Origin of the sequence: Spirillospora sp. NPDC047418 (genome assembly GCF_040643275.1) — a bacterium.
Lineage (GTDB): Bacteria > Actinomycetota > Actinomycetes > Streptosporangiales > Streptosporangiaceae > Spirillospora.
Genome location: NZ_JBEYTW010000001.1, coordinates 173,108 through 190,655, shown reverse-complemented (window position 1 = coordinate 190,655; position 17,548 = coordinate 173,108). Strand labels below are relative to the sequence as shown.

The following is a 17,548-nucleotide window of genomic DNA, read 5'->3' as shown; positions in this document are numbered from 1 at the left end:
GGCCCCATGGACTTGGTGGAGTTCCTCCGCGCCCGGCTCGCCCGGGACGAGCAGATCGCCCGCGACTGCTCGTCCGCCCCCTGGAAGGCCACCCCCTCCGGGACCGTCAACACCGACTCCGACGACCCCGCCTTCGTCGCGAAGGCCGAGAACGACGCCTACGCCGAGCACATCGCCCGCCACGACCCGGCCCGCACGCTCGCCGAGGTGGCCGCCCGCCGCCGGATCGTCGACGACTACGAGAAGAACGCCTGGATCCTCGCCCAGGGCCACCGCACCCCCGAACTGGAGGCCGCCCAGGCCGCCCGCGAGCCGGTCCTCCGCATCCTCGCCCTCCCCTACGCCGCCCACCCCGCCTACCGGCCGGAATGGCGCCCCTGAGCGCCGATGGACGGCCGGCTGGTGACCACGGGCGATGGCGCGATCGGTCGTGCCCGCATGGCCTCGTCCTGCCCGGATCGTGGGACGCGACTGACACATCGGATCTCGGGAAGGTAACCTCTCGGTACGGGCCGAGAGGCGCTGCAACGGGTGAGAACCCGCCACGCTCGGCCCGGTACACCGACCACGCAAGGGCGCCTCCCACGTGAACTGGGAGGTGCTCGAAAACCGATGACCCACACCAATCTCCGCGAGCTTCTGGACGAGCGGATCGCGGTGCTCGACGGCGCCTGGGGCACGATGCTCCAGGGCGCGGGGCTCACCCCCGAGGACTACCGCGGCGACCGCATCGGCGGCGACCACGAGAAGGACGTCACCGGCGACCCCGACCTGCTGAACCTGACCCGGCCGGACGTGATCCTGGACGTCCACCGGCAGTACCTGGACGCCGGCGCCGACATCACCACGACCAACACGTTCACCGCGACGAGCATCGGCCAGGCCGACTACGGCCTCGAGGGCCTCGTCCACGAGATGAACGTGCAGGGCGCGCGGCTCGCGCGGCAGGCGGCCGACGAGTACGAGGGCCGGTTCGTCGCCGGTTCCGTCGGGCCCCTCAACGTGACGCTGTCGCTGTCGCCCCGCGTCGAGGACCCGGCCTACCGCGCCGTCACGTTCGACAAGGTCAAGGACGCCTACGCGCAGCAGATGGCCGGGCTCGCCGAGGGCGGCGTCGACCTGCTGCTGATCGAGACGATCTTCGACACGCTGAACGCCAAGGCCGCGATCGCCGCCGCGCGCGAGGTCGCGCCCGAGTTGCCGCTGTGGATCTCGGTGACGATCGTCGACCTGTCCGGGCGGACGCTGTCCGGGCAGACCGTCGAGGCGTTCTGGCGCTCGATCGAGCACGCCGAGCCGCTGGTCGTCGGCGTGAACTGCTCCCTCGGCGCCGCGGAGATGCGCCCGCACGTGGAGGACCTGGCGCGGCTCGCCGGCACCTACGTCGCCAGCCACCCGAACGCGGGCCTGCCGAACGCGTTCGGCGGCTACGACGAGACGCCCGAGGAGACCAGCGGCCTGCTGCGCGACTTCGCCGAGTCGGGCCTGGTCAACCTGGTCGGCGGCTGCTGCGGGACGGGCCCCGCGCACATCGCGAAGATCGCCGAGGCGGTGCGCGGGACGGCGCCGCGCGAGGTCGCGCGGCCCGCGAAGGCGAGCCGGTTCAGCGGCCTGGAGCCGTTCGCGATCGGCCCCGACACCGGCTTCGTCATGATCGGCGAGCGCACGAACGTCACCGGCTCCAAGCGGTTCCGCAAGCTCATCGAGGCGGGCGACCACCAGGCCGCGGTGGACGTGGCGCTGGAGCAGGTGCGCGGCGGCGCGAACCTCCTCGACGTCAACATGGACGCCGACCTGCTCGAGAGCGAGCGGGAGATGACCACGTTCCTGAACCTGATCGCGACCGAGCCCGAGGTGGCCCGCATCCCGATCATGGTGGACAGCTCCCGGTGGAGCGTCCTGGAGGCCGGGCTCAAGACCGTCCAGGGCAAGGGCGTCGTCAACTCGATCTCCCTGAAGGAGGGCGAGGAGCCCTTCCTCCAGCAGGCCCGCCGCGTCCGCGACTTCGGCGCCGGCGTCGTCGTCATGGCGTTTGACGAGACGGGCCAGGCCGACACCGCCGACCGCAAGGTCGAGATCTGCGGGCGCGCCTACGACCTGCTGACGCAGCAGGCCGGGTTCCCGGCCGAGGACATCATCTTCGACCCGAACGTCCTCGCCGTCGCGACCGGCATCGAGGAGCACAACGGGTACGCGAAGGCGTTCATCGACGCGCTGCCGCGCATCAAGGAGCGCTGCCCCGGCGTCCGCACCAGCGGCGGCATCTCCAACCTGTCGTTCTCGTTCCGGGGCAACGAGGTCGTCCGCGAGGCGATGCACTCGGCGTTCCTGCTCCACGCCGTCCGCGCCGGGCTCGACATGGGCATCGTGAACGCCGGGCAGCTCGCCGTCTACGAGGACATCCCCGCCGACCTGCTCGAACTGGTCGAGGACGTCCTGTTCGACCGCCGCCCGGACGCCACCGACCGGCTCGTGTCGTTCGCCGAGAACGTCAAGGGCAAGGGCACCGTCCGCGAGGTCGACCTCTCCTGGCGGGACGCGCCGGTCGAGCAGCGCCTCTCGCACGCGCTCGTCCACGGCATCGTCGACTTCATCGAGGACGACACCGAGGAGGCCCGGCAGAAGGCCGCCCGTCCCCTCGACGTCATCGAGGGCCCGCTGATGGACGGCATGAAGATCGTCGGCGACCTGTTCGGGGCGGGGAAGATGTTCCTGCCGCAGGTGGTGAAGAGCGCCCGCGCGATGAAGCGCTCCGTCGCCTACCTGGAGCCCTTCATGGAGAAGGAGAAGGAGGAGGCGCTGCGCGCCGGCCGCGTCCAGGAGGACCGCGGCCAGGGCAAGATCGTCCTCGCGACGGTGAAGGGCGACGTGCACGACATCGGCAAGAACATCGTCGGCGTCGTCCTCGGCTGCAACAACTACGACGTCGTGGACCTCGGCGTGATGGTCCCCGCCGCCAAGATCCTCGACACCGCGATCGCCGAGAACGCCGACGCCGTCGGGCTGTCCGGCCTGATCACCCCGTCGCTGGACGAGATGGTCTCCGTCGCCGCCGAGATGGAGCGGCGCGGGATGCGGCTGCCGCTGCTGATCGGCGGCGCCACCACGTCCCGGCAGCACACCGCCGTGAAGATCGCGCCCGCCTACGACGCGACGACCGTGCACGTCCTGGACGCGTCCCGGGTCGTCGGCGTCGTCTCCGACCTCCTGGACAAGGACCGCGCCGCCGCGCTGGACACCGCCAACCGCGAGGAGCAGGCCCGCCTCCGCGAGCAGCACGAGAAGAAGCAGCGCCGCCCGATGCTCACCTTCGAGCAGGCCCGTGCGAACCGGGAGCAGGTCGACTTCTCCGACCTTCCGACGCCCGACTTCACCGGCGTCCGGATCGTCCGGCCGGACCTCACCGCGATCCGCGAGATGATCGACTGGCAGTTCTTCTTCCTGGCCTGGGAGCTGAAGGGCAAGTACCCGGCGATCCTCGACCAGCCCGTCGCGCGCGAACTGTTCGACGAGGGCAACGAACTGCTCGACCAGATCATCGCGGACGGCTCGTTCGAGGCGTGCGGCGCCTACGGGTTCTGGCCCGCGCACTCCGAGGGCGACGACATCCTGCTGGACGGCGGGCCGCGCTTCCCGATGCTGCGGCAGCAGACGTCGAAGCCGGAGGGCCGCCCGAACCGGTGCCTCGCCGACTACATCGCCCCGGCCGGCGACCACCTCGGCGGCTTCGCCGTGACGGTCCTCGGCGCCGAGGACCTCGCCGCGAAGTTCGAGGAGGAGAACGACGACTACAAGGCCATCATGGTCAAGGCCCTCGCGGACCGGCTCGCCGAGGCGTCCGCCGAGTACGTCCACCTGGAGGCCCGCCGCGCCTGGTTCGAGCCCGGCTCCGAACCCGACCTGGCCGACCTGCACGCCGAGAGGTTCCGCGGCATCCGCCCGGCGCTCGGCTACCCGGCGAGCCCCGACCACAGCCTGAAGCGGACCCTGTTCGACCTGCTGGACGCCGGCCGGATCGGCGTGAAGCTCACCGAGTCGTACGCGATGTCGCCCGGCGCCAGCGTCAGCGGGCTGATCTTCGCGCACCCGGCGTCCCGCTACTTCACGGTCGGCCGCATCGGCAAGGACCAGGTCGAGGACTACGCCGCCCGCTGCGACCTCCCCGTCACCGAGGTCGAGCGCTGGCTGGCCCCGAACCTCTCCTACGACCCGAAGTAGGACGGCGGCTCCCGACGGGACGGAAAAAACGCCTGACGGCCACCGCGCCGCGGCCGTCAGGCGTGTCTCGTGGGTCTCGTGGAGGGCTCAGGGACGCCCGATGCGGACCCGCCAGACCTCCGGGCCGGCCTCCTCGTAGTCCCAGCTGAACTCGCCGGGGAACTGGGCGGCGAACTGGTAGTAGAGCGGCTTCGGGTCGTGGTCGTTGACCAGGACGAACGCCGTCCCCGCCGACAACGCCTGGAACGTCGCGAAGATCTGCTGGTGCCGCTGCCCGTGGGCGAGGACCCGCACGTCGAGTTCGCCGCCGTCCACCTCGGCGGTCGCGCCCGGCACGCCCGGGTGGGCGTCGTGGCCGCCGCAGGTGCACTGGTGGCCGTCGTCGTGGGACGCCGCGCCCGCGCCGAGGATCTCGTGCATGCCGTCCAGCAGCGCGCCGAGGTCGACGCCCGCGTCCACCAGCGCGGGCAGGATCAGGTCGTTCTCCTTGTGCAGGTGCGACTGGAACAGGGCGTTGACCGCAGCCGCCGCGCCGACCGCCTCCGACGGCGTGCGCGCCGCCGCGAGCTCGGCGACCTTCTCGCGCAGGGCGACGTGCTCGCGCAGCATCGCGCGCAGCAGCAGCCGCGCCTCCGGCAGGTCCTCGGCCGCCTTGTAGAGCGTCCCCTCCTCGGCCACCGCGTGCGGGATGACCTCGTCCGTGCAGAACGCGACGAGCTTGTCGCGCCGGTCGTAGGGGGCGGTGAGCTGGTCGGCGGCGCGGGCGATGGTGAGCGCGTGGTCGGACATCGTCCGGCCGAGCCGCTCGTGATGGTCGAGAATCGCCCGCACCGTCTCCTGCTGCGGGCTGGCGGTCGATGTGGTCATAAGCACTCCTCGGTGCCGGCCTGTTTTTCACAACACTACTTGTATTTATAATAGCTGCCATGGAGAATAAGGTCACCGGGGTACGGGACCAACGCCCCCAGGCCGCGCCCCGGCTGGCGGCGCGCCGGCTCCCGCTGCTCGCCGGCGCGCTGCTGACCCTGCTCGTCGCCCTCTGGGGCGCCCTCAGCCTCCTGGACCTCCCCGTCCCGCTGCCGCGCACGTCGTTCGCGCAGCAGCACGGACCGCTGATGGCCCTCGGCTTCCTCGGCACGCTGATCTCCCTGGAACGCGCCGTCGCCCTCGGCCGCCCGTGGGCCTACGCGTCCCCCGCGCTCGCCGCGGCCGGCGGCCTCATCACCGCCGCCGGGTTCGCCCTCCCCGGACGGCTGCTGCTCACCGCCGCCGGCGGCTGGCTCGTCGCGATCTACATCACGGTCCTCGGCCGCCGGACGGGACGCGACCTCGCCGTCCAGCTCGCGGGCGCCGCCGCCTGGTACATCGGCGGCATGCTGTGGATCGGCGGCCGGACGGTCGGCGACATCGTCCCGTGGCTCGCCGCCTTCCTCATCCTCACGATCGCGGGCGAACGCCTCGAACTGTCCCGGGTCGCCTCCCTGGGACGCCGCGCGGCCGACGGGCTCGTCGCCGCGGCGGGGCTGCTCGGCGCGGGCGCGGCCGTCTCCGTGTGGTGGCCGGAGCCGGGCTGGCGCCTCACCGGCCTCGGCATGATCGCGCTCGCCGCCTGGTTCGCCGTCCACGATGTCGCGCGCCGCACCATCCGCGTCAAGGGCCTGCCGCGGTTCGCCGCCGCGTGCCTGCTCGCCGGATACGCCTGGCTCGCCATCGCCGGCGCCATCTGGCTCGCCGCCGGCGTCCCGTCGGCGACCGGCTTCTACGACGCCGCGCTGCACGCGGTGTTCCTCGGCTTCGTGATCTCGATGGTGTTCGGGCACGCGCCGGTGATCCTGCCCGCTGTCCTGCGGGTCCGGCTGCCGTACCACCCGATCCTGTACGTTCCGCTCGCGCTGCTGCACGCGTCGCTGGTGCTGCGGGTCGTGGGCGACCTGGCCGGCGTCTCCCTCGCCCGGACGACCGGGGGAGTGCTCGGCGAGGTGTCCCTGCTGCTCTTCGGCGCCTGCGCCGCAGCCGCGTCGCGCCTGGTCAAACGAGCCCCGTCCCGCCCCGCGGGAGGGCCCGCACCCGGCTCGGCCGGAAAGGAACCGACATGACGTCGCTCGGTGTGCGTCCGAAGGTGGGCGGACCGCCCCCGGCACCGCGCCGCTCGCGGTCGATGTGGCACGCGCTCGCGAACGGCGTCGTGCTGGTCTGGCTGGCGCTGACCGTCGCCGCCGCCCTCGTCCGGCATGACCTGCCGATGCCGCAGTGGCTGCTGATCCACCTGTTCCTGCTGGGCGCGGTCACCAACGCGATCGTCACGTGGACGGAGCACTTCGCGTCGGCGCTGCTGCGCGTCCAGGCTCCGCCCGACTGGTGGCCGGTGACGCGGCTGGCCGTGCTGAACGCCGGGATCGTCGCGGTGCTGTACGGGGTCTCTGAGGGGTTCGCGGCGCTCGCGGTCGGCGGTGCGGTGGCCGTCGTCGGGGTCGTTGCGGCGCATGTCGCGGTGCTCGCCCTGCGCGGCCGAGGCGCCTTGGGCGGACGGTTCGCGCACGTCGTGGCCTGGTATCTGTGGGCGGGCGCGGCGCTGATCACCGGCGGGACGATGGGCGGGCTGATGGCGTCCGGTCGCATCCAGCCCGAATGGCACGAGCGGCTGCACGCCGCGCACGCGCAGGTCAACATCTTCGGGTGGGTCGGGCTCGCTGTGCTGGGCACGCTGTTCACGCTGTGGCCGACCGTCCTGCGCACCCGGATGGTGGACGGCACGGGCCGGATCGCCCGCTGGTCGCTGCGCTTCGCCGTGCCGGGGCTCGCGGTCGCGGTGGGCGGCCTGCTCGCGTCGCTGCGATGGGTCGTCGTGGGCGGCCTGCTGGTGTACGCGGGTGCCGCCGCGCTGGCGCTGGTCCCGTTCGTCCGCGTGCTGCGGCAGCGGCGCCCGCATACGGCCGCGTCCTGGATGCTCGCGGCGGGGACGGCCTGGTTCGCCACCACGCTGATCGTGGACGCCTCGCGGCAGAGTCTCTCCGGGCTGCTTCCGCTGGTGCTGGTCGGCTTCGTGGGGCAGACGCTGCTGGGCGCACTGACGTTCCTGCTGCCCGTGGTCATGGGCGGCGGACCGGCCGCGTTGAAGGCGAACTCGGCGCTGATCGAACGCTTCTGGGTCGTGCGGGTGGCGTTGATCAACGTCGCGGTGCCACTGCTCGTGCTCCCGGTGCCCGAATGGGCTTCGCGCGCGGCATGGATCGCCGTCCTCGCCGCGCTGGCCGCGTTCGTCGTCCTGGCGATCGCGACGATCCTCCGGTCTCACCGTCCGTCCCCGGTGATCGCGGGCATCACCGCGGGTGTCCTTTTGACCGCGCTGGCCGTCGGGGTGACGGCGGGGAACGGCAACTCGTCGTCCTCGCAAACGGTCACCGCGTCGGGGACGCGGGTGGTGGAGGTGACGCTGGCCAATATGCGCATCCGTCCGGGGACGATCGAGGCAGCGCCCGGGACTCGGTTGGTGTTGCGGGTGACCAACAAGGATGCGATGCGGCATGACCTGCGGTTGGAGTCGGGTCAGGCGACGCCGATGCTGGATGCGGGGGAGTCGGCGACGCTGACGGTGCCGTCGGTGAAGGACACGATCGACGGCTGGTGCACGGTGCCCGGTCATCGCGCGGCCGGGATGACGATGCAGATCAAGACGACGTCGGGCGGGCATGGGACGCACACGCCGTCCGCGATGCCGTCGATGGACCATCAGGCGATGGGGACCGGGCAGCTCGACCTGACAGCACCGATGTCGCCGGGGTGGAAGCCTTACGACGCTGCGCTCAAGCCCGCGCCCGGTGCCAAGGAGCATCGCCTGGAGTTGCATGCGACCGACCGCGAGTTGGAGGTCGCGCCGGGGGTGCGGCAGACGATGTGGACGTTCGGTGGGACGGTGCCGGCTCCGGTGCTGCGCGGCAAGATCGGCGATGTCTTCGTGATCACCCTGGTCAACGACACCACCATGGGCCACGGGATCGATTTCCATGCGGGTTCGCTGGCGCCGGATGTGCCGATGCGCACGATTCAGCCGGGTGAGCGGTTGACCTACCGGTTCAAGGCCGAGCATGCGGGGGCGTGGTTGTATCACTGCTCGACGATGCCGATGCTGCAGCACATCGCCAACGGCATGTACGGCGCGGTCATCATCGACCCGCCCGACCTGCCGTCGGTGGACCGCGAATACGTGCTCGTCCAAGGCGAGCTGTACCTCGGGCAGCCGGGCTCAGAGGCGCAGGTGGCCAAGATGCGCGACGGCCGCCCGGACGCGTGGATGTTCAACGGCACCGCCGCCGGCTACGACCACGCCCCGCTGACAGCCCGTGTCGGCGACCGGGTCCGCGTCTGGGTGGTGGACGCGGGCCCGTCCACCGGTACGGCGTTCCATATCGTCGGCGCGCAGTTCGACACCGTGTACAAGGAGGGTGCCTACCTGCTGCGCAAGGGAGACCCGGGCGGCTCCCAGATCCTGGACCTGGCGCCCGGTCAGGGCGGTTTCGTCGAGACGGTCGTCCCCGAGGCCGGCCACTACCCGTTCGTCGACCATGACATGCGGCACGGAGAATCCGGCGCCCACGGCATTCTGAAGGTCACCGACTGACAGACCTAGCCTCTGCCTGGCCCCACAACTCGCCACTAACCGGCAAAGCGGGCGCCCCGCCGTGCCGCCGGTGACCAAGGGAAACGACCCACCTTGACTACATTGTCAAATGACCCGCGCACCAAGTCGCTTTAACACACAGAGACGAGTCGATTACCGGTAGTTTGCTCGCCATGCCGTCCACAGAACACGAGGTGCCGCTGGCGATGGTCCGCAGCCGACCGACCCTCGTCCCGACGATATTGCGGACCGTCTTCGGCCTGGACATGTCCGGGGACGACGACAGCGCGACGATCACGTCCGAGTCCTTCGCGGACCTGAGGCCGGCCGAGTTGCGCTGCGACGCCACCGTCCTCCTCGATGACCCCAAGAAGCCCAGCCACGGCACCATTGTGGAGTCGCAACTGCGCTACGACGAGGAGAAGACCTTCAGCTGGCCCGCGTACACGGCCCTCCTGCGCCATCGGCACAAGTGCCCGGTGACGCTGCTGGTCTTCTGCCCTACTCCGTCCGTCGCCCGCGCCTGCGCCCAGCCGATCGACATGGGACACCCGGAATGGGTGCTCAAGCCGCTGACCGTCCACCCCGGGATGCTGCCGGCGGTCACCGATCCGGCCGAGGCCCGCCGACTGCCCGAACTGGCCGTTTTCACCGCCTCCGCCTATGCCGACGGCCCGGACGCCCACGCCGTCCTGGCCAGTGTGGCCGCCGCCATCGACGCCCCGACGAGGGACGAAAAGACCAAGCAAGCCGCTGAGCTGTACCATGACTACCTGGTGAGTCAGCTCTCCGAATCAGCCCGCAAGCTCCTGGAGGAGATCGTGCAGACCGCCGGATACGAGTGGCAGTCCGACTTCGCCAAGTCCCACATCGCCAAAGGCGAGGCCATCGGCGAGGCGAGGGGTGAAGCCATCGGCGAGGCCAAGGGTCAGGCCAAGGGCGAGGCGAAGATGCTCTTGCTCATGCTGGAGGCTCGCGGGCTCACCATCCCTGACGCTGTTAGTGAGCGCGTGATGAGCTGCACCGACACCGACCAGCTCGAGCGCTGGGGGAAGCGCGCCGCCGACATCGACAAGGCGGAAGACCTCCTCGACTGACGATTCGTCCCGGCCCCGTCCTTCGTGCGTGGGGGCGGGGCCGTCCAATGCCCGCACAACCGTTACGGGAAGAGATCGTGATCCTCGAGCACTACGAATGGCAGTCGCGCATGGCCAGCACCAATCGCGCCAAGGGTTTCGGTGAGGGGTTCGCCGAGGGGATGGCCACGGCGCTGGCGATCGTGCTGGAGACCCGCGGGATCACCATTCCCGAGGAGATCCGCGAGCGCGTTATGAGCTGTACCGACACCGACCAGTTGGAGCGCTGGATCCACCGCGCCGCTGTCATGGATGCGGCCGAGTCCCTCCTCGATTGACGCTGCTGCTTTCGCGCGGCGGCGGTCGCGAAGGGGTGAACCAAGATCAGGTTTCGTGCGTCTGTACGGGACGTGTGGTTCGTCCAGAGGGAGCGGGATGCAGAACGTTGACGGGTGGAACGCGATCGACGGGGTGCTCAAGGCACGGTACGGGGACGCGCAGCGACTGGAGTGGGACGCGCAGATGCCCTACCGGCCCATGGGGCCGATGCCGATGGGGCAGTTCGTCACCAACACGATCGCCGTCTATCCGCGGGACGAACCCGTGCCGCACTGGCATCTCATCGGATATGCGCTGACCGCGCCGTTCGAGGAGCGCGGCTACGAGTTCACGCTGCGGGTGCCGCGCCGACCTGGGGAGACGGCCGCGCCGAACTGGGCGATGGGGCACCTGGAGAATCTGGCGTCGTATGTCGCGAAGAGCGGTAACGACTTCGAGGCGGGGCACTACATCGAGTTCCCGAATCCGCTGGATCCCGACCGTCCCGGATCGGCGATCCGCGCGGGCGCGTTCGTCCTCGATCCCGAACTCGGCCGTGCCGACACTTCGCTTGGGAAGGTCGCCTTCCTGCAGTTCGTCGGCATCACGACCGACGAGCTTCACGCCGCCCAGTCGTGGCATGTCGAGGGCCTCGTCGGTGCCATCTCGTCGCATCTTCCGGCGCTGGTGACCAATCTGGACCGGATGTCGCTCGCGGACGTCCCCGGGGTGGCGCGGACGGTTCACGAAGGGTCGCGGCGTGAGGGCTCCGGCACGGGCTTTCTGTTCTTCCACCAACTCGGCGCCGACACGTCCAATGGCGTTGTGCTGGAGATCGGTGTGCAGCACGTTCCGCAGTTCACTCGGGTGCTGCCCGCGCGCGTCCCGCATGGGAACCCGCTGATCCTGCGCGGTCCGGGCCGTCCCGTCGGTCTGCTGCCGGGCCCGCAGGTCACCTGGAACGGTGCCGGCGAGGCCCTGGAGATCACGCTCCCGGACGCCGTCTGCCACGGCATCGCCGAGGCGATCCGGCCGCAGCCCGGCACCTACCGGGTGGACGGCCTGACCGTGACCGTCGTCCCCTGAGGGGCGGGGGAGACTTACTGCGTATGGGTAGGGTGGTCGGGAGGAACATCCATGATCACACCCACCGACGTTGACGACGATCCGGCCGAGCAGCCGCGCATTCCGCTGAGCCGGAGGCGGGTGCTGCGTGCCGCCGTGGGCCTCGCCGACCGCGACGGCCTCGACTCCCTCACCATGCGCCGGTTGGCGCAGGAGGTCGGGGTCGAGGCGATGTCGCTGTACCACCACGTCGCCAACAAGCAGGCCGTCTTCGACGGTGTCGTCGAGGTGATCCTCGGGGAGATCATGGCGGCGGTGGAGAAGGCCGGTGGGCCGTCCCCGGACGAGGACTGGCAGGCGGCGCTGCGCAGCCGGATCCTCGCCGCCCGGGACGTTCTGCTGCGCCACCCGTGGGCCCCGCAGGTGCTCGAGTCCCGCTCCAGCACGAGCCCGTTCCTCATCGCCTACTACGACGGGGTCGTCGCGCTGCTTCGTGCGGGCGGGTTCTCCTTCGACCTGGCGCACCGCGCGCTGCACGTCCTCGGCAGCCGCGCCCTCGGGTTCACCCAGGAGCTCTTCCGGGCGGACGGCGCCGGGACGTCGAACGCCGAGGGCGCCGCGCTGGCGGAGGGCATGGCCGAGCAGTTCCCGAACATCGCCGGAATGCTCGGGGACGCCGTCCACGACAACCCGGACGGCACCCTCGGCTTCTGCGACGACCAGTTCGAGTTCGAGTTCGCGCTGGATCTGATCCTGGAGGGGCTGGAGCGGCGCCGCGCCGCCGGCCTGTAGCCCGACGACCGCCTGGCATCCCGTTTCGTCGTCACCCGATCCTCTCTTGACTGCCTTACGCCGTACGATTACCTTACGACGTATGACAACCTTACGGCGTACGACGCGTCGGCCGGGGACACCCGCATCCGGAAGGACGGCGCCATGAAAGCCTGGACCTGGGACCGCTACGGCCCGCCCGACGTCATGACCCTCAAGGACGTCGCCGAACCCGCCGTCGCCCGGGACGACGTGCTCGTGCGCGTCCGGGCCGCGTCCGTCAACCCCTACGACTGGCGGCACGTGCGCGCCGACCCGGCACTGGCGCGGCTCGCCAACGGCCTGCGCCGCCCGAAGCGGGGCCTCATCCTCGGCGCCGATCTGGCCGGCGTCGTCGAGCGGGTCGGCGACGACGTCACGGATTTCCGTCCGGGGGACGAGGTCTTCGGCGAGGTCCGGCTGGGTTCGTTCGCCGAGGCCGTCGCCGTCCCGCAGGACAGGCTGGCCGCCAAGCCCGCCCGCCTCACGTTCGAGCAGGCGGCGTCGGTGTCGATGGCCGCGCACACCGCGCTGCAGGGGCTGCGGGACGCCGGGAAGATCGCCGCCGGGCAGCGGGTCCTCGTCAACGGGGCGTCCGGCGGGATCGGCACGTTCGCCGTCCAACTCGCCAAGGCGCTCGGAGCCGAGGTCACCGGCGTGTGCAGCACCCGGAACGTCGAACTCGTCCGTTCCCTGGGCGCGGACGACGTCATCGACTACACCCGCGAAGACTTCACCGACCGGAAGGGACGATACGACCTGCTCATGGACATCGTGGGCAACCGGTCACTGGCCCGACTGCGCCGCCCCCTGACCTCGCGCGGGACGCTCGTGCTCGTCGGCGGCATCGCCTCCGGCCGCGGCCGCCTGCTTGGCCCCGCCGCGCAGCAGCTCCGCGGCGCCCTCGCGTCCCCGTTCGTCGGCCAGCGCATCGCGACCGTCAGCTGGAAACCCAACTCCGCGGACCTCCGCCACCTGGCGGAACTCGTGGAGAAGGACCAGCTCACACCCGTCATCGACCGCACGTTCCCGTTCGCCGAGATCCCCGACGCGCTCCGCTACATCGAGCCCGGCCACGCCCGGGGCAAGGTCGCCATCACCTTCTGACGACTTGCCGCCGCCGCGCATAGGGCGAGTAGATCTTTCGTTTCGTCCCGCTATCGCGGGCTAGGGGCTGGGTGAGAAGAGAGGACCTCAACGAGGAAGCGAAGTGGTGGCCGTGACGGGAACGGACGCCGGAGGCAACGGCAACGGCAACGACAAGGCCAGGGACCTCCCGGTCGGGCAGCTCAAGGACGCCGTCCGGGACCTCGGCCAGGCGCTCATGGTGCGGACGCTCCAAAAGAGCGGCGACCGGATCGAGGGCATGGCGCAGCGGATCACCGACGCCGCCGACACCGACGGTGGGGGCGGCGGCGGCAAGCTGGCGACCGGCATCAAGGCGGCGACGGGCGTCAAGAAACTCGTGCAGGGCGCCTCACCGCACAAGGCGAAGGAGAAGGTGCAGAACGCCGTGGGCGGCGGCGGAGGAGGCGGCGCTGGCGCTGACGAGGCCAAGGCGGTCACCATCGTCGAAGAGTTCGACGTCGGGCTGCCGCGGCGGGTCGCCTACGACCAGTGGACTCAGTTCGCCGACTTCCCGACCTTCACCAGCAAGGTGGAGAGCGTGGAGCAGGAGTCCGACGAGAAGATCAACTGGCGCGCCCGGATCTTCTTCTCGCACCGCGACTGGGAGTCGACGATCACCGAGCAGGTCCCGGACGAGCGGATCGTCTGGAAGTCCAAGGGCGCCAAGGGCTACGTCGACGGGGCCGTGACCTTCCACGAACTCGCGCCCACCATGACGCGCGTGCTGCTCGTGGCCGAATACCACCCGGACGGCTTCGTCGAGAAGACCGCGAACCTCTGGCGCGCCCAGGGCCGCCGCCTCCGCCTCGACTTCAAGCACGTCAAGCGGCACATGATGACGCAGACGCTGCTGAACCAGGCGGAGATCGAGGGCTGGCGCGGCGAGATCCGCGACGGCGAGGTGGTCAAGACCCACGAGGACGCGGTCAAGGAGGAGTCCCGGGACCGGGCGGAGGCGGGCGCCCATGGCTGACGTTTTCGCCCGCCGGGCCTGGGCAGCGAGGTGAGTGGACAATGACGCCCGACCGAGGCGCGGGGGTACCGATGGGCAACGACGGACCGGACGTCCACCTCGACGTACCGCAGCTCAAGGTGGACGAGATCACGCTCGAGGTCGAGGACCTGCGGGCGCGCGTCTCCCTCTCCGCCGAGGTCCTCGACCTGCTCCGGCTGAACGTGGGCGCGGACGTCGTCCTCGGCCGGGTCGACCTGGGGATCAAGGGCGTCGAGGCGCAGGCGCTCCTCGACGTCCGGCTCGACAACGTGGCCGTGATCGTCGACCGTCTGCTCACCACGATCGAACGCAACCCGGAGATCCTCCAGCACGTCGGCCGCGGCGTGGAGGCGGCGGTGCGCGACGTCGGGGCCGGAACGAGAACCGCCGTCCGCGACATCGGGACGGGGGCGGGCGGCGCCGTCCGCGACGTGGGTCGCGGCGCCGGCGGAGCAGTCGACAGCGTCGGCGCGGGCGCCGGCAACGCCGTCCGCGACGTGGGCACGGGAGCCGGGAACGCCGTCCAGGACGTGGGCACGGGGGCTGGCGGTGCCGTACGGGACGTTGGCACGGGAGCCGGTGGCGCTGTCCGCGATGTGGGCACGGGAGCCGGGAACGCCGTCGAGGACGTGGGCACGGGGGCCGGTGGCGCCGTCCGCGACGTGGGGACGGGCACTGGGGACGCGGCCCGTGGCGTGGGGCGAGAAGCCGGCGGTGTCGTCCGCGATGCGACGGGGAGCGGGCCCTCCGAAAGCGTTAACGGCAAGGCGCCTGACGCAGACTCCGAAAACGAGCCGAAAGCCCCTGAGGCAGACTCCAGAAAGCCCGAGAGCGACAACGAGCAAACCGAGCCGGGCACGGCGAACGAAGCCGACGACGACGAGCAAGAAAAGGGCGCGACACTCCAGGACGCTCTCCACGAGACCGAGGAGTCCGTGCGCGACCTGGGACGCGCCCTCCTCCGCGTGCTCACGCGCTCATCCGGCTGAGGAGGCATCACCATGGACCACGATGAAACGCCACCGGTGGAGATCCTCTTCGCGGCCGACGTGAAGGCCGACGAACTCCGCTTCAACACCGCCCCCGAAAACTCGGTGGTGTTCACCGGCGACGCCGCCGTGGAATCCACCTCCGGAAGCACACGAACCAACCTGCCCGACGAGGTGGAAGAACACGTCACCTACCGCGACGTCGAAATCCACTACACGATAGAAGCCAAACTGCCCCCACTCCCAGGCTCACTCTGACCCGCAGGCTGGCCCAGAGCGTCCCGACCGCGCAGTTTGCGTGGCGTTGCCGCTGGCGAACCGCACTGAACTTCCGGACGGACGGGCATGTACCGCGCTCGGAATGCCCGTCCGCCCGGAGGGGGCTAGTGCGGTGGCCACCAAGGTTCACCGGATGCGTTGACCTGCGGTGAATGCGTAGTCTCGTCTCTTTAGGCTTTTGACCTGGGGAAACGAGGCTACGCGTCCGCCGGGCCGGGGGTTTGGCCCGTGGATAGCCCGTCGGTGTCGGAGTCGTTCGCGGAGGGCTCAGAGCCGCTCAGAGCAGCATCAATGAGCCGGTTTGCTTCTTCTTCCATGCCGGTGAACCAGTGCGCGTATGTGGACAGCAGGACCGTTAGGGAGTGTCCCAGTCGGCGCGCTATCTCGGTTGCGGGAACGCCGGAGTTGAGCAGCAGGGACGCGCAGCCGTGCCGCAGGTCGTAGGGCCGCTTGGCCAGGCCCGCCGCGTGCTCGGAGTCGGTCAGCGCGAGGCCCCGCGCCCGCCGCCACAGCCCGCCGTACATCACGTTGGTGATCGGCGCGTGGTCGGCACCGGCCGCCGTGTCGAAGAACACCCGCCCGTCAGGAGCCGTCCCCCACCGCTCCAGGTGTGCGCGCAGCAGCGCGACCAGGACGGGAGGCAGTGGGACCACGCGCACGTCACCGGCCGGACGGTGCTTGAGGGAGCGCCGGTCGTACTGGCCGCCGTCATCGGTCCACTTGTCTCCCACGTCGGGAGTGCTTCCCGACAGGGTGGCCGACCCCCAGCCGGAGGCGGGCAGGGTCAGGTCATCGCCGCGCAGGTGTCGCGCCTCAGCGGGACGAAGTCCCGCGTAGTAGAGCACGGCGAAGAAGGCCGCCATGTGCGGGCCGCGCCCCTTGCCGTTGGTCAGGCCCGCCACCGCCGCCAGCAGCCGCCGCGCCTGTTCCAGGTTGGGCACCGCGCGCGGGTCGACGGCGTCAGTGATCCGGGCGCGCTTGATCTTGATCCCGGTCACCGGGTTGACCGCGAGGAGCTTGCGTTCTACCGCGTATTCCAGGCAGGTATGCCAGACGCCGCGCCGCCGCGCGAGGGTCTTGGCCGCCGCGCGCTTGCCGTTGATGTTCAGGGCCAGCGCCGACAGTCCGTCCCGGATCACCTCGGCGTCGGTCAGGTCAGCCAGCGGACGGGAGGCGTCCGCCAGCCACGCCAGCGCGGAGGCGACGTCATCGGGTACGGGCCGCTCCCAGGTGGGAGGGATGAACGCGTACGAGCGCAGTGCGCGCCGGAGCAGCGCGTCAGCGGGACGGTTGCGCTTGGCTTTGCGCGGGTCGAGGAGCGCGAGCGTGATCGGGACGAGCTGGTCAGCGGTGCACTTGCGGGAGTTGGCCGGGGAGTCGGCCCACCGCATCGCAGCGTAGGAGCGCGCCAGGGAGTAGAAGGTTTCGGTGCTGCGCTCCCAGGAGACCGGTTCACCGGTCGCCAGGCTGAACACCTCACCGTTGCGGGCCGCCGCCACCAGGCCCGCCCGGTAGGTCTCGCCGAGTGCTTTGGTCAGGTAGGACCGGGAGAACTGCGCGGCATCCACGCGCCAGCGCACTTCCCACGGCTTGCGCCTGTTCGCGCGCTTGCGGATCTGCCAGAATTGAACGTCTTGGGCCTTGATCACCGAACCAACTCCGTTCCGTCCGTTCCGAGCCGATGAAGCCATTCTATAAAATCTGCGCGCACAATTCTCAGCTCATTGTTCGGGAGCCGGAACGCTTTAGGGCCGCGCCCCGTCGAGAGCCACCGATACACCGTAGAGCGCGCTACATGCAGCTCAGAGGCCACATCACGGACCGACATAACATCAACGGAGGCCATCAGGAACCACCCCGGAATTTCCCGCTACGGGCCAGCCACGGGCCAACCGAAATGCAGACACGAGAGCAGGTGACCAACGACCGGTAACGGCCAATTTCTGCCCCATAATTGCCGCATGCAGCCCTTGACTTTAAATCACTGGAATGCATGGGGTTGCGGCCGGCGACCGCCCACCACCCCGACCGATCACCTTGGGCGCGGGCCGTC

General features: G+C 70.4%; 15 protein-coding genes and 1 riboswitch. Of the genes, 12 read left to right on the top strand and 3 right to left on the bottom strand.

What is annotated here, in order from left to right; genetic code table 11:
• Nucleotides 1–6: 6 nt before the first annotated feature.
• Nucleotides 7–381: a DUF6221 family protein gene (locus ABZ806_RS00720; protein WP_500214300.1), complete on the top strand. Its 375-nt coding sequence runs from the start codon at nt 7–9 to the stop codon at nt 379–381.
• Nucleotides 382–508: 127 nt separating this feature from the next.
• Nucleotides 509–588: riboswitch (S-adenosyl-L-homocysteine riboswitch) on the top strand.
• A gap of 24 nt (nt 589–612) precedes the next feature.
• Nucleotides 613–4,218 carry a methionine synthase gene (gene metH / locus ABZ806_RS00715; protein ID WP_500214299.1) on the top strand — a complete coding sequence of 1,202 codons (3,606 nt, stop codon included), beginning with the start codon at nt 613–615 and terminating at the stop codon, nt 4,216–4,218.
• 87 nt (nt 4,219–4,305) lie between these two features.
• Here metH and ABZ806_RS00710 read toward each other — a convergent pair whose 3' ends face one another.
• A complete protein-coding gene (locus ABZ806_RS00710; RefSeq protein ID WP_500214298.1) occupies nt 4,306–5,085 on the bottom strand; it encodes a DUF2249 domain-containing protein in 780 nt (259 codons plus the stop codon).
• A 59-nt stretch (nt 5,086–5,144) separates the two neighbouring features.
• Between ABZ806_RS00710 and ABZ806_RS00705 the strand changes: the two genes are divergently transcribed.
• The 10 genes from ABZ806_RS00705 to ABZ806_RS00660 all read left to right on the top strand — a co-directional run bounded on the left by ABZ806_RS00705 (nt 5,145) and on the right by ABZ806_RS00660 (nt 15,474).
• Entirely contained in the window at nt 5,145–6,314 is a 1,170-nt protein-coding gene (locus tag ABZ806_RS00705; RefSeq protein WP_500214296.1) for a DUF8744 domain-containing protein, read from the top strand.
• Nucleotides 6,311–8,836 carry a multicopper oxidase domain-containing protein gene (locus ABZ806_RS00700; RefSeq protein WP_500214293.1) on the top strand — a complete coding sequence of 842 codons (2,526 nt, stop codon included), beginning with the start codon at nt 6,311–6,313 and terminating at the stop codon, nt 8,834–8,836. The genes ABZ806_RS00705 and ABZ806_RS00700 overlap by 4 nt, the downstream gene beginning before the upstream one ends.
• A 173-nt stretch (nt 8,837–9,009) precedes the next feature.
• Entirely contained in the window at nt 9,010–9,933 is a 924-nt protein-coding gene (locus tag ABZ806_RS00695; RefSeq protein ID WP_500214291.1) for a hypothetical protein, read from the top strand.
• Nucleotides 9,934–10,010: 77 nt separating this feature from the next.
• Nucleotides 10,011–10,250 carry a hypothetical protein gene (locus ABZ806_RS00690; RefSeq protein WP_500214290.1) on the top strand — a complete coding sequence of 80 codons (240 nt, stop codon included), beginning with the start codon at nt 10,011–10,013 and terminating at the stop codon, nt 10,248–10,250.
• Nucleotides 10,251–10,347: 97 nt separating this feature from the next.
• On the top strand, nt 10,348–11,316 hold the full coding sequence (locus ABZ806_RS00685) for a suppressor of fused domain protein (RefSeq protein WP_500214289.1): 969 nt from the start codon (nt 10,348–10,350) through the stop codon (nt 11,314–11,316).
• 51 nt (nt 11,317–11,367) lie between these two features.
• Entirely contained in the window at nt 11,368–12,087 is a 720-nt protein-coding gene (locus ABZ806_RS00680) for a TetR/AcrR family transcriptional regulator C-terminal domain-containing protein (protein WP_500214287.1), read from the top strand.
• Nucleotides 12,088–12,231: 144 nt separating this feature from the next.
• Nucleotides 12,232–13,212, top strand: coding sequence for an NAD(P)-dependent alcohol dehydrogenase (locus ABZ806_RS00675; protein ID WP_500214285.1), 981 nt, complete (start codon nt 12,232–12,234; stop codon nt 13,210–13,212).
• 103 nt (nt 13,213–13,315) lie between these two features.
• A complete protein-coding gene (locus tag ABZ806_RS00670) occupies nt 13,316–14,206 on the top strand; it encodes an SRPBCC family protein (protein WP_500214283.1) in 891 nt (296 codons plus the stop codon).
• A 71-nt stretch (nt 14,207–14,277) separates the two neighbouring features.
• The gene (locus ABZ806_RS00665) at nt 14,278–15,216 is read left to right on the top strand and encodes a hypothetical protein (protein ID WP_500214281.1); all 939 of its coding nucleotides are present in this window, start codon (nt 14,278–14,280) and stop codon (nt 15,214–15,216) included.
• A 12-nt stretch (nt 15,217–15,228) separates the two neighbouring features.
• On the top strand, nt 15,229–15,474 hold the full coding sequence (locus tag ABZ806_RS00660) for a hypothetical protein (protein WP_500214279.1): 246 nt from the start codon (nt 15,229–15,231) through the stop codon (nt 15,472–15,474).
• A gap of 218 nt (nt 15,475–15,692) precedes the next feature.
• Here the strand turns inward: ABZ806_RS00660 and ABZ806_RS00655 are convergent, their stop codons facing one another.
• Together ABZ806_RS00655 and ABZ806_RS00650 are read right to left on the bottom strand one after the other, a co-directional pair.
• On the bottom strand, nt 15,693–17,144 hold the full coding sequence (locus tag ABZ806_RS00655; protein ID WP_500214277.1) for a tyrosine-type recombinase/integrase: 1,452 nt from the start codon (nt 17,142–17,144) through the stop codon (nt 15,693–15,695).
• On the bottom strand, nt 17,141–17,323 hold the full coding sequence (locus tag ABZ806_RS00650; protein ID WP_500214466.1) for a helix-turn-helix transcriptional regulator: 183 nt from the start codon (nt 17,321–17,323) through the stop codon (nt 17,141–17,143). The genes ABZ806_RS00655 and ABZ806_RS00650 overlap by 4 nt, the downstream gene beginning before the upstream one ends.
• Nucleotides 17,324–17,548: the final 225 nt, after the last annotated feature.